Origin of the sequence: Shewanella psychrophila (assembly GCF_002005305.1) — a bacterium.
Lineage (GTDB): Bacteria > Pseudomonadota > Gammaproteobacteria > Enterobacterales > Shewanellaceae > Shewanella > Shewanella psychrophila.
Genome location: NZ_CP014782.1, coordinates 3,962,401 through 3,974,860, shown reverse-complemented (window position 1 = coordinate 3,974,860; position 12,460 = coordinate 3,962,401). Strand labels below are relative to the sequence as shown.

Genomic DNA, 12,460 nt, shown 5'->3' with positions numbered 1-12,460 from the left:
TAGCCCCGAACCTTCTTTAACTGGAGAATCCATGAAATGGCTATATCAAGTTCTACTGGCACGAACAGGCTTCGTCTTGCTGTCATTACCTGTCTTGCACATCACGGTTATAGGCGTGCAGGTGTCGGCTTCTGTAAAGGTGAAAACAAGTTTAACGCCGATGACTTTAGTGAGTCACAGCTTGCGCAGCTTAACGATGACCCAAGGCTTAAGCTCACGTTCGTGGAGGCCGACGCTCCGCAGGCATCTATCACGCTCAATGCAAACGCGGTTAAAAATGTGGACACGCAAGCGGATAAAGCACTGTTGGGTGAAGGGCCCTTGGTCGGTGACAGCCTGGGTATAAGTGATACTGAGACCCAAGCGGTGAAGGTGCTGAACTTTGCCGAGGCGATACTTGAGCTGGAGCCTGACAATAAAGAGCACTTCACCGGAGACGGTAAACCTCAATGTGATGTGCTGAGCAAGTTGATGAATACGCCTGTTTCTGCCAGTGAAAGAGACAGCTTGTGGAGCGACTTTAAAGCCACACAAGCCGCTAGCCAGGACGCGCAGTAATGCCTGCCATTAATGTCTATGCCACCGGTGCGCAGATGATTGCCAGGTTCGGTGAAAATGAGCTTATCTCGCTCACCGACCGAGATGGCTTGGCGGGTGGAATAGTGGCCAGTGTGCTTGATGTGGCACTTAACGATGCCACCGCACTCATCAATGGCTACTTGGCTGGACGTTACACACTGCCGTTAGTCACGCCACCTGCAATGTTAGAGCGTCTGTGTTGTGACATCGCTCGTTATGGTTTGTATGACAACGGTGCGAGTGAGCAAGTCAGTAAGCGCTTTGATGATGCGGTGCGATTCTTGGAAATGGTCGCAGCAGGGAAGATAACCCTTGGCATCACCACTCAAGGTGAAAGCCCTGTCAGTAATGACTTGCCCGCCATTGAGAGTGATGGTGCGGTGTTTAATCGTCGCCAATCAACAGGCTTTATCTGATGCTCGACTTAGTCACGCCACTCATCACTCAGCTGACACCGACTGGTGCGCCATGGTTGGAAGTGGAGGGGCTACTTAAGCTTTCTGAGCTGGATGATAAGACGCCAAGGCGACTGCCTAAACTGTATGTCATTGAGATGTCAGAGCGGGCTACGCCTGATGTGCGTGGGACAGGCCCTTATCTGCAGACGGTGCAATTGGAGCTGGGCGTTGTCGTGGTGATGGCCAGTATTAATGGCCTGCAACCCAGTTTAACGCCCATTAGAGAGCGAGTACGTCAGCGCTTGTTTGGTTGGCGACCTCACCTGGAGGCAGAGCCTCTGGCATTAGCCGGTGGCAGCTTACTCAAAATTGGCAGCCATTATGTTGCCTGGCTTGACCGATTCATCACCGAATATACAGAAGATGCGAATTAACGCAGGAGAATAACATGGCTCGTAAATTTGCTAAAAAAGCCCTGGTCTTTGCCAAAGAGCTGACTTACGGCGTCGATGCCATTGCGGCCACTGAGCCCAGTGTGGCGGTATTGGGCCGCGAGGTGAAAATTACGCCGCTGGCTGGTGAGAACACTGCCCTGGAATATGACGATGGCAACTTAGGAAATAGCGCTGAAATTGAGACTGAAACCTATGTGACATTAGAGTTCGGGGTCGATTGGGCTGGCTCAGGAACCGCGGTGACGCCTGCGGCCTATGACAAGCTGTTAGGGGCGTGTTTGCGAAAAGCGACGGTTAAAGCGGACAGTGTTGAGCAAGCCATTGATGAAGATGGGGCTGACTCTATCACCTTCTATTTCTATATGGATGGCACGCTGCACGCATTAGTCGGGGCGAGAGGCAGCTTTAAATTAGAAGCGAAAGCCAAAGAGTTTCCCAAAATCATGTTCACTTTTACTGGCCTGTTTGTGCCTGTGACATCGGCAGTCCTTCCTGCCACGGATTTCAGTGCCTGGCAAACACCGCTTAAGGTGGGGGCGGCTAACTCAGCCTGTACTTTAGGTGGCAGTGCCATCAAGTTGATCAGCTTCGAATATGATCAGGCTAATGATGTGATACATCAGGAGTATGTGGGTCATGAAGAGGTGTTGATCACTGACTACGCGCCTAGCGGTAAGTTGGTATTTGAAGCCGCCTCTTTGATTAGCTTCGATCCTTTTGCGGCCAATACTCATGTGGTTACTTTTGAATTATCACATGGTGTTGCTACTAATCAGGTGCTGTGGAAAACCGCTCAGCTGCAGTTGGGACGAGCGGAGTATGGCGACCAAGATGGCACGCTTACCTATGAACTTCCCATTCGTCCTTTGAGTAATGTTGATTTGCTTATCAGTAAATAAGCCTCATTGGGCTAACCCCTAACAGCTCTACTTCATTGTTGTAGTTAAAAACTAAGGAATGACATGTTCACATTTACCCCTAAGCGTCTCGTTAAACACTGGCCAGCCACCATAAAGGTGTCACTTGATGGCGGCAAGGTGGAGGAGATAGAAATCAGCCTCGATCTTAATCTGCTACCTGTTGATGACTACATGACCGAACTCAGTAAAGGTGATCACCAGCTCTTCGATGCCATCTTAGCGGGATTTGATGGCATCGCTGGAAGTGATAAGCAGCCATTAGCCGACACCCCCGATAACCGTGCAGCCCTCTATCAACATGCGCCATTTACCGATGCGCTGTTGCATGCCTATCGCGCGGCTAACTCTGGTGAGGCTGCAAGAAAAAACTCATAGAAGGGGTGCGGGGGCTCTATATCCGTACGCCTATTTCTCAGGCTGAGCAGCGCCAATTCGATGAGGAAATGGCCTTGTTGGGTATTAAGGCCAACACGATCTCAGAGGAGCTGTTTGAGTTTTGGGATGAACATCAAGTGGCGGTGACGTGGTGGCTGCAGGTGCAAGATTTGATGCGTTACAGCTATGGCCCTGGTATTGCGATATGTAACGGCTTAGATGTATTGGCTGTGAAAGCGGACAGTGAATTGAGTGGCACAGCGTACAGCAAGCAAGATTATCAAAAACTCAGGCTTATCGCGCATACGGTGACCACCATTTTTAATGACAAAGTAGGGTAATCATGGGTGATTTAAAACTAGCGTTGACCTTAACCGCAGATGGCAAACAGTTGATAGGTACCGTTAAGGGGGCCACGTCTGTGGTCTCTGACTTAAATACCCGCTTGAATCACACCCAGTTGTCTGGCAATAAAGCCGCTCAAGGCTTATCGAAGGTGCAACGCCAGGGCGATGTGGCAGGCAAATCACTACAGCGTCTGAGTCAGTATGCTGCTGGCGCATTCGCTGGATTGTCTGCGATTAACCTGGGCAAAAAAATCACTCAGGACTTAGCCGCCTTTCAAGATATCCGTACCCGTCTGCAGAGCTTGTCTGGCTCGACTGCAGCTTACGCCGCCAATGAAGAATACTTGATGCGGATAACACGTGAACATCACAAAGAGCTTATCCCATTAGCGGATAATTATGCGGCGCTGTTAAACCTGCAAGACTCAGGCTTAGTCACCCAAATTCAAGCTCGCACGATATTAGAAGGCATGAGTAATGCCCAATCGGCGCTTGGAGCGAGCTCTGTTCAGTTAGGCCAATCTATGTATGGCCTGTCCCAAGCACTGGCATCGCCCATCGTTCGCGCCGAAGAGTTAAATCAACTGGTTGAACCTATGCCTGGTCTGCTTAATAAGATGGACAGAGCTGCAAGTTTACCCGCAGGCGGCTTTCGTCAAATGGTGCTCGACGGCAAAGTCACGGCTGATTTCTTGCGTAACAATCTCATCAAGGCGCTGAGTGAATACGATGGGGCAGCTGCTGCGACCGCCGCGAACATCAGCGCCCAGACTCGCGACATGAAAAATGCCTATCAGCAGCTCATCGTCGCTTTTGAAACCCCGATTAATTCCAGTTTAACCCCCGTTTTATCCACTTTGACTGAAGGTTTAATGTGGTCAACGGACAATGCCGAGTTGCTTATTGATGTACTCGGCGGCGCGTTGGTTATTGCCATGGGCCGTGCCAGCGCGGCAGCGGTGAGCGGGGCGACCGCTTCACTGAGTAAAGCGCACGCTGATGGTGTGGCGAGGGCTGCCGCCATCAGTGAGGCTCAAGCTGAGCTTCAAAAAGCGATGGCACAACGTAAAGGTGTATTAACGTCGGGACAGGCTGTTGTGGCTGAAGCGCGGTTAACGACAGCGAGAACGGCGCTCACTACCGCGACGAATCGAGCCACGATTGCGACTCGCGCCATGAATGGTGTGATGAGTTTAGCGGGCGGGCCTGTGGGTGTGGTGATGATGGCCGCGGCAGGGATTGCTTACTTTGCTATGCAGGCTGATGGGGCAAAAGAGCCGGTCTTAAATTTGGCGGACGAAGTTGCAAAGCTTAATGGTCAATTTAAGGCGCTCAGCCAGCAAGAGCGTCAAATCAAAGTCAGTAAGCTCTCCACTCAGATGAAAGCCTGGCGCAGTGAATTAATTAAAACCAATGCTGAAATAGAGCGGGTCAATCGTCATTCTTTGTTGTTGAGAGGTACACCAGGTGAGCTGCAATCACGGGTTAAACTTGATGTTTTGAAAACAAAAGCCAGTGAATTAACCGACAAGTTGACTGAAGCGAGTGCGGCGCAGCAAGCGCTGTTTGAGCAAGGTTTACCAAGCATGGATAAACAGCCCACCACGATAAAGGGCAAAAAGAAGGTTGATAAAGCCCAGCAACAGCTGCTGGACAGGTTAACTAAGCAAAAGCAGCTTTATGGGGAAGTGAGTGAAGCGGCTAAAGTGCGCTATGAAATTGAGTTCGGCAGCCTTAAAAAACTCGATCCGGTGGTGAATGCCAGGATATTACAAGCAGCTAAAGCATTGGATGCCACCAAGGCAAACACCAGCGCGGCAGCTGAGCAGAAAAAGCAACTGAGTGAGCTGCTTAAGGTACTCGATCCACTGGCTGCGGCCAGTAATGAGATGGCCGAAAAGGAGCGGTTGTTAAAAACGTATTTTGAACAAGCCAATGTGCCGTTAGAAAAACGTAAAGCCTTGCTCAGTGCACTTAAGGAAGAATACGCACTCGCCTCAGAGGGCCCGAGTGAGTTTGATAATCTGCGGGGGAATTTAGATCCTCGTTATTCAGAGTCTCAAACTCATGACGACAATATGGGGATCTTGAATGATGAGCTGGCCAATACCCCTGAGTCAGAAGCATTAAAGCGTAATCAGATAAACCTATTGATTGAGGCTGAGCAGCGTCGTCATGCTACTGCCATGGGTGAGATCAATGGCGGCATTTCAACCCAGTTTGATGCGATGTGGTCAGAGACTTTCGATCGGTTTGCTTCCGGTATTGGCTCTGCAACTGCAGATGCACTTTTTGAATCGGAAAACTTTGGTGATGCGATGAAGGGCATTGCTAAGGGAGCGATTAAAAGTGTGGTGTCAGGCTTAGTGGAGGTGAGCATTAAGAAGCTGGCGATGGCGGCTATTGATAAGGGCATTATGGCCAGTACCTCAGCGACAGCAACTACGACTGCCGCCGCGACAGGTGCCTCTATTACCGCATCAATGGCTCCAGCCGCCGCAACCTCATCAATCGCCACATTCGGAAGCAGCGCCACTGTCGGCATGGCCGCAATGATGGCGGCGATGGCTTTGATCCCCACCATCATCGGCCAATTTCATGGCGGCGGTACCATTCCCCGTGAAGGTACCTATCTTCTCGATGGCGGGGAGACGGTGTATACCCGCAAGCAACAACAAACCCTTATGAATGCCTTGAGTACGTCAGCTGATGGGGGCAAGGGTGGAAAAGGGGCGGGCGTACAAGTGATGGTTAAGTTGATAGAGGATGCCAGTAAGGCGGGCAGCGTTGAGCAAAGCAAAGGGCTCAGTGGCCAGGACGTGATTAATATTTGGGTGGCTAACATTTTAGAAAGAGCTGAAACAGCGCAAGTGCTAGAGCAAAGCTACGGGTTACAACGCAATGGCTGATTACCCTTCACATTTTCCGCCACCCCTGGCCTCCGATTATAAATTGGTGAGAGCCCCTCGTATTCGCATGAGCAAAATGGTGTCTGGTTATCAGCGTGCTAGAACCTTGTATGCCTGTACGCCGACGCAATTTAGCGTGTCATTTTTCATGCCCCGTCTCATGGCCATCGAATTTGAACAGTGGATAGACGCCAATGCCAGCCGAGGAGAGTTTAATGTGTACCCACTGCGATTGGTCAAAGGGCTCGTTAAGTTAAGTGGGCGCTTCATTGTTAATCCGACTGACACCGTCAAGTCCGATGGCCGCTTTTGGACATTTACTGGAGTATTAGAAGTGCGTGACCGAACCAAGGAGATCACTTAATGGCTTTATTTCCGACGCCAACCATCAATTATTCAAACTTGTATTCGGGTACGCCAGATCAATCTGACTTTAAGATCGCTGGTGCATTTTTGTCGGTGGCCTACATTCCGACGGATAGGCGTTACGCATTTTATCAATTGAAATACAGTACCTCGGATGTGTTCAATAACTATGCGGCGCTCAAACCCAGTGATGTGAAGCCCAAAATATCGGGTGTCGCTGGGGTCGCCGCCGTCAAGTTTGTTGCATCACAGCAGACGTCATTGCGTACTGCAGTGTTTGGCAGTGGCGCATTAGATCTTCAAGGGCTGGTCGGTGTTAAGGGAGATCAAGATTATTATCTGTATCTGAAATGCTATTTGCCTGTTATTCCCACACATCCCGTGGCCATCATGGGCGCGGGTACTGGCCTGTATGGGGTGAGTTTACTCTATGTGCCTAATCCCGTTGATGGCGACAGCCTTCGCTTTCGCCATGGGCACTATTCATCAGCGGCAGAGGTTGATGTCTCCAGTGTATCGAAGGGCACCTGGCTGGGTGTCGAAATGAAACGCGTTAGCGGTGTGATGTATTTAACAGTGCAAACATTAGCTGGATTTAACGACACAACACAGCAAGCGGTGAGCGACTTTCGGCCTGATGAAAGCAAAGCCATTTACCTTGGACAAGGGGAAGTGTCTGAGCTGGCCACAGTGCCATCGTTTTTCAAAACATCACATACTCACGGTGAGTTTTCAATTACCCCAGATGGATTTTCTATCAGTAAACCGAGTGGTGGCTATCGCTCTGCGCATCTTTATGACGTCATTAAGCCCAATACAGGGCGCTGGTATATGGAGTTTTCCTATCATGATTCGGGTGCGGCTTATCCTGGCGTAGCCCCTGTGGGTAGCTCATTGGATGTGGCCATTGGGGTGACAGGTTGGGCGGTGGGTACCAATAATGGGCACAAGTTCGCTCAACAAATTGGTGGGGGAACCCCTTGGGGCTCAGCGTTTCCTGCTGGGGGCAGCTGCGGGATCATTTATGACAGTGATCATGGCGCGCTTGAGTATTTTATTAATGGTGTGAGTATCGGTAAACCTTTTGCAAACGGCACCATTCAAGGCGATGTGGTCTTTGCGGTGGGCACTTCCCCCAGTGGCCATGTTTCGGTGCGAACCTCATCAACTACCTGGCTTGCCCAGCCAGCCAATGTTAATACGCCCAGCACGTCGAAATTCCTCCATGGCATGACCTATTTTGATGGCTACATTCGTGATTTTTGTGTGCGCAATATCCCATTGCCTGAAGGTGAAACCCCTTACTGCATCAGACCTGCGTTGCATCAAATCATTAAGATGAAAAACTTAGCGACGGGGGAGGTGACAGCGCATAGCGCGGTAGTGCTTAAAGCTCGCAGTGACAGTATCGAACTCACTGTGCCGAGAGTGGCACCTGGCCCGTATCACCTCACCGTCATAGCGCTTGGTGGTGAGTCGCCTGTTTTACCCTTTACCGTGACGTCATTGGCGGTACTCAGTGATCCGAGCGACCATTTAGTCGAAGAGTTTACCGATCACAATGCCGTACTCTCAAGGTGGATGGCAGGTCATAAAGCCTGGGGCGGCGACAATGGCGGGATAGTACAACAAAATGTGTCACTGAATGCTATCGATGGTGAAGTCGTGATCACCGCCAATGGGGATGACTACACGGGGGCCGTTTATGGCGTGAGTAAATTGGGAGAGAGCATCGAGCGTAAAACGCGGGTTGGGGGCTGTCTGGTGTCACGCAGCTATTTCGGTCCAGGTGAATTCATCATTGAAGCGAAGCTGCCGCCGTTGTCAGGTGTTTGCAGTGCTTTTTGGTTATTCCATTATGAAGAAGGTTATGCCGGACATCCCTTGTTTGACAGCATGGTTGAGGATGGTCTGCATCAATCTGGAACGGAAGAAGCGGGTTTTTACCTGGTGAGAAACCATGAGATTGATATTGAACTGCCTACCGCATTAAAAACCGATCCGGATACCGAAATTGTGAGTTACACCAATGGGCGATTTAATACCTGGCATGGTGAGCTACGCAATTGGGACGTGGTCAATAATGATGTCCCAACTTATGATCCGAATTACAGCGCCGTTAACGATCCGGCTTACTGGTCTGAATATACCGATGAATGGGTTAATCATGGGGTCAATGTGACCGATGATGAATATCATAAATTTGGCATCAAATGGATGCTTGATGATGGCTCACCCTATGTTGAGTTTTTCATTGATGATGTGCTGGTTAAGCGGGTGGAGAGTCATGTTCCTTTTATGCCGCAGCGATTATGGCTGGGAATGTGGTTTCCCTCCGCCAATACTCACTGGGCCGGAAGAGGGGCCCCTTGGCGTTCGCAGTACATGAAAATTCGCCGTTTTGAATACATCCCTGAGGCAACAACAGGCGCAATTTATCAGCACCAGGGTGAGTCCTATCCTAAAGATTTTTTCAGGGCGTTAAATGGGCTGACCGTGGCGAATCAATTGGCTCAAGTGTATGCCAGTGCCCCCACGGGAGAGAGTATTTATTACACCGTTGAAATGAGCAGTCCCACCCTTAAAGTTGAAGGTCATCCGCCAGGGAAGGTGTACTTAGTGCGCGGCTTTGACGCGCTGACGGCAAAAGATCACCAAGGCAATCTGATTGAATATCACGCGGCAGGTATTGAGATCCAATTCCCGAAAGTGGGTGAAGGCAATAGCACGTTGAATATTGCGGTGCCCAATGTGAATGGCGAGGTCTCGCGAAGCTTAAGGGTCATTAAGGAGGCAGGCGACAAAATTGAAGTGATATTGCGTTTATACACCAGCTCTGGCTATCAATCCGGCCCTGCTGCACCGGAGCTGCGATTAACCGCCAAAAGTTATGAGAAAAAAGAGGGGGTGATCACGCTAGTGTGTGGCTGGAAAATTGAGTTTATCAATAAAAAGTGGCCCGCAAGAATCTATACCGCGTCGGATTACCCCGGCTTGGATTATCTGTAATGGCGGTTGCATATAGTAGCTTACTTCGTTACCGCACCGTGCCTTATGTTGATGGTGGGCGAGATATGAACGGCTGGGATTGTTATGGCCTGGCGCGGTATGTGGCTCAAACACATTATCACTATTCAGAGCTGTCTATGTTTGACACCATTTTAGCAGCCAATAAACGTCAACTCACCAAAGCCTACCGCGCTGAAACGACCACGTTAAGGCGCACGAATACGGCGGCTGATGGGTGCTTGGTGGCTTGTCTGCAGCAGGGTGTTTGTGTGCACCTTGGAATCGTGGTCGAGGTTAGCGAGAACAACCAACTGGTCGTGCTTCACACTGGCGAGAAAACTGGGGGCTTAATGACGCCGCTCCCGTTGTTTTTACATCAACAGCAGCAACTGGAATTTTGGCAATGATATCGTTAATCGTGTACCCCAATAAGCTAGATAAAAGCGTGTACTCATCTTATGGGGTTGAGCAGTCGAGCACACTCTTAAGTACGTTAGAGGGGTATTGCTCATCGCTTGAACGCGATCAATTTATGGTCTTTGTTAATGATAAGCCCCTGTCGTTTGAGCATTGGTCTGCGTGTCGACTTAATGACGGCGATATGGTGGAAGTGGTGATCGAGCCTAAAGAGCCTATTACTATCTTTTATGCGGTGGTGGCTGTGCTTGCGGTTGGCAGTGCAATCTACAGCATGAACAATATCCCCGATACGTACAACAGCACGACGCCGAAAGGCTCCTCTATTTACGATATCAACTCTCAAGGCAATCGAGTCAGGATCAATGGCGCTGTCCCTGAGTTATTAGGGCGGCATAAAGTGATCCCCGATTTAATCGCGCCTCCTTATAAAACCTTTGAGGATAATGAGCAATGGTTGCTGCTGTTGATGTGTGTGGGCGGGGGGAATATCGATTTTGACCATCCAGATAAGCTCAATTACCCCAATGATAAGCTTATCTACATTGCTGAAACGGAAGCGGATCGTCTAGGTATCGATTGCCAGTATTTAATCGCGCCCCCAGGTTCTGATTTAACGGCTCATCCAGCGCATCAAATCATGTATACGGCACCGGAAGTGGCCAATGGTGAGGTTGAGATTGAGGTGGCTGGGTTAGTGATTGGGGTGGCGTCGAGCTTTAATAAGTTTTTAAAACCCGCTTCAACCAGCAGTTTACGGCTGATTAAACAGGAGTTAATCGGAGGCAGCGAGCCTATTGAGCGAGAAATATCACAACAATGGCCGGTGACCTTTACCAGTGGCTCGAATATCGAAATAGAGGGCAGCACAAACGACAATGGTTTCTACAGCATTGTCTCGGTCAATGATAATCGCCGCGTGCTGGTGTTGAATAAACTCGATACTGATGGCATCGATGACCCCAGTTGGACTGGGTTTGTTGGCAGTGGACTAATCGCCTTTTCTCAAGTGAATTTAACGGGCTCCGTTGATGGCAGAAAATCAGGGCCGTTTGCTGCCAGTAAGAGTGGTAAATCAGCTCGCTACATCTGGATTGATTATAAGTTTCCCCGTGGATTAGGGAAGCTTAACGATAGAGGTTCAATTGATGAGTTAACCGTGACGTTTCGGGTTGAATGGCGCGCGATTAGCAGTGCTGATGCGTGGCAAGCCGCTATGTTTACGCATACCGACAAGACGCTTGACCAACTGGGGTTTAGTCAGCGTATTGATATGCAGGTCGATATGCGGGCAGAGGTCAGATTGTCACTGGTAACCAGTAAGCTCGATGATTTAAAAGCGCATGATGATTTGATGTGGGTGGGGCTGCGTTCAGAAGTGCAGTCTCCCGTGAACTACCCACACGACACCTGCTTACTGATGAAGCTTAAAGCCTCTTCTGCTTTGTCGGCAGCGGCCTCAACCAAGGTGAGTGGTATAGGCACACGGGTGATACCGACTATGCAGCCTGATGGCAGCTTTGTGACGGATAAAACCCGAAATCCAGTTAACGCCCTGGTGCATCTGCTTAGCACGTCAAATTTAGATTACCTCACCGATTTAGACCATTCTCGGTTGCAGTACCTCAATGATATCTGTGCGTCCCGTCGGCAGTACTTTGATGGGGTATTTGATAACCAACTGACCTTTATCGATGCCGCAAAACGTATGTTAGACGTGGGGTTTGCGATACCCAGTATCGAGTGGGGCAAGTTGAGGCCTGTAAGGGATGATGCTAATCGGGTGGTGGAGCAGATGTTTCAACCAGATAACATGCTGTCGCCACTTAGAGTGCGCGAAGAGCTTATCATTGATGATGAGTTTGATAGTGTTGAAGTTGAGTACATGGACAGTACGACCTGGAAGTCATCAACGGTCTTGTGTTCATTACCTGGTGACTCTGGTACTAAGCCTAAAAAGGTACGTGCATTTGGAATAACGGAAAGGCGAGAAGCATGGCGCTATGGCATGCGCAAACGCAGAGAGTATAAATATCGACGTATCACTTATCTGTTTGATACTGAGCTCGATGGCTTTAACTGTGAACGCCTGTCGTGTGTAGGCATTGCAGATGAGGATGACTTTCAGGGGCGTATAGTGAACTTTGATAGCCACGATAATGTCGCCTTGCTGTCTGGAATTATCGAGTGGATACCAGGAGAGAAACACTACACGGTTTTAAGGGCACCAGATGGTTCTCCTTGGGGGCCAGTGGAGGTGTATCAAGGCGGCTCAGATAGAGAGTTTGTGTTATCCAGTCTACCGCCGTTCCCCATCTCACAGGGCAGTCAAGATGACGTGCTATACCGCTTTGGCGTACTGGATAACATTGAAACAAAAGCTTTGATAAACACCATGCAGCCCGCAGGGACTGAAAAGGTCTCATTAGTGGCATCGGGTTATGATGAACGGGTGTATGCAGATGATAATAACGAACCACCTACATAGCACCAGTGTTCTTAGCTATTGCTTTAACACTTTTCGGGACAGAAATGGATTAGAGTGCAAGCTCTGAAAATGACTCTTGGCAGTTAGAGAAAATATGTAATCAAATACGGAATAAGTGCCTTCTAGGTTGTGCGCAATGTAAAACTAGCAAAGCGCACTTGATTCCATTAAATGCCGAGAGTTACGGAATCCACATA

The 12,460-nt window shown here is 49.5% G+C and carries 11 protein-coding genes; all 11 read left to right on the top strand.

The features are described from left to right. The first annotated feature begins 36 nt into the window (after window positions 1-36). Window positions 37-558 carry an HI1506-related protein gene (locus sps_RS16995; RefSeq protein WP_077753594.1) on the top strand — a complete coding sequence of 174 codons (522 nt, stop codon included), beginning with the start codon at window positions 37-39 and terminating at the stop codon, window positions 556-558. Beyond that, window positions 558-995: a gp436 family protein gene (locus sps_RS16990; protein ID WP_077753593.1), complete on the top strand. Its 438-nt coding sequence runs from the start codon at window positions 558-560 to the stop codon at window positions 993-995. Before sps_RS16995 ends, sps_RS16990 begins: the two co-directional genes overlap by 1 nt. Beyond that, entirely contained in the window at window positions 995-1,411 is a 417-nt protein-coding gene (locus sps_RS16985) for a phage tail terminator protein (RefSeq protein ID WP_077753592.1), read from the top strand. The genes sps_RS16990 and sps_RS16985 overlap by 1 nt, the downstream gene beginning before the upstream one ends. 14 nt (window positions 1,412-1,425) lie before the next feature. Continuing rightward, entirely contained in the window at window positions 1,426-2,331 is a 906-nt protein-coding gene (locus sps_RS16980) for a phage tail tube protein (protein ID WP_077753591.1), read from the top strand. A gap of 63 nt (window positions 2,332-2,394) precedes the next feature. Continuing rightward, the gene (locus tag sps_RS16975) at window positions 2,395-2,727 is read left to right on the top strand and encodes a hypothetical protein (protein ID WP_077753590.1); all 333 of its coding nucleotides are present in this window, start codon (window positions 2,395-2,397) and stop codon (window positions 2,725-2,727) included. Between the two features lie 5 nt (window positions 2,728-2,732). Further along, the gene (locus tag sps_RS16970) at window positions 2,733-3,068 is read left to right on the top strand and encodes a hypothetical protein (RefSeq protein WP_077753589.1); all 336 of its coding nucleotides are present in this window, start codon (window positions 2,733-2,735) and stop codon (window positions 3,066-3,068) included. Between the two features lie 2 nt (window positions 3,069-3,070). After that, window positions 3,071-5,983, top strand: coding sequence for a tape measure protein (locus sps_RS16965; RefSeq protein ID WP_077753588.1), 2,913 nt, complete (start codon window positions 3,071-3,073; stop codon window positions 5,981-5,983). Beyond that, entirely contained in the window at window positions 5,976-6,347 is a 372-nt protein-coding gene (locus sps_RS16960; protein ID WP_077753587.1) for a hypothetical protein, read from the top strand. Before sps_RS16965 ends, sps_RS16960 begins: the two co-directional genes overlap by 8 nt. Beyond that, entirely contained in the window at window positions 6,347-9,358 is a 3,012-nt protein-coding gene (locus sps_RS16955) for a DUF1833 family protein (protein WP_077753586.1), read from the top strand. The genes sps_RS16960 and sps_RS16955 overlap by 1 nt, the downstream gene beginning before the upstream one ends. Beyond that, window positions 9,358-9,765 carry a hypothetical protein gene (locus sps_RS16950; RefSeq protein ID WP_077753585.1) on the top strand — a complete coding sequence of 136 codons (408 nt, stop codon included), beginning with the start codon at window positions 9,358-9,360 and terminating at the stop codon, window positions 9,763-9,765. Before sps_RS16955 ends, sps_RS16950 begins: the two co-directional genes overlap by 1 nt. After that, window positions 9,762-12,263 (top strand): host specificity factor TipJ family phage tail protein, encoded by a 2,502-nt coding sequence (locus sps_RS16945; protein WP_077753584.1) that lies wholly within the window; start codon window positions 9,762-9,764, stop codon window positions 12,261-12,263. The genes sps_RS16950 and sps_RS16945 overlap by 4 nt, the downstream gene beginning before the upstream one ends. Window positions 12,264-12,460 lie beyond the last annotated feature (197 nt).

What these genes read in the sequence shown, in the direction of transcription:
- sps_RS16985 (WP_077753592.1), top strand. Translation starts at nt 995, where the DNA reads ATGCTCGACTTAGTCACGCCACTCATCACTCAGCTGACACCGACTGGT.
- sps_RS16965 (WP_077753588.1), top strand. Translation starts at nt 3,071, where the DNA reads ATGGGTGATTTAAAACTAGCGTTGACCTTAACCGCAGATGGCAAACAG.
- sps_RS16980 (WP_077753591.1), top strand. Translation starts at nt 1,426, where the DNA reads ATGGCTCGTAAATTTGCTAAAAAAGCCCTGGTCTTTGCCAAAGAGCTG.
- sps_RS16975 (WP_077753590.1), top strand. Translation starts at nt 2,395, where the DNA reads ATGTTCACATTTACCCCTAAGCGTCTCGTTAAACACTGGCCAGCCACC.
- sps_RS16995 (WP_077753594.1), top strand. Translation starts at nt 37, where the DNA reads ATGGCTATATCAAGTTCTACTGGCACGAACAGGCTTCGTCTTGCTGTC.
- sps_RS16950 (WP_077753585.1), top strand. Translation starts at nt 9,358, where the DNA reads ATGGCGGTTGCATATAGTAGCTTACTTCGTTACCGCACCGTGCCTTAT.
- sps_RS16955 (WP_077753586.1), top strand. Translation starts at nt 6,347, where the DNA reads ATGGCTTTATTTCCGACGCCAACCATCAATTATTCAAACTTGTATTCG.
- sps_RS16945 (WP_077753584.1), top strand. Translation starts at nt 9,762, where the DNA reads ATGATATCGTTAATCGTGTACCCCAATAAGCTAGATAAAAGCGTGTAC.
- sps_RS16990 (WP_077753593.1), top strand. Translation starts at nt 558, where the DNA reads ATGCCTGCCATTAATGTCTATGCCACCGGTGCGCAGATGATTGCCAGG.
- sps_RS16960 (WP_077753587.1), top strand. Translation starts at nt 5,976, where the DNA reads ATGGCTGATTACCCTTCACATTTTCCGCCACCCCTGGCCTCCGATTAT.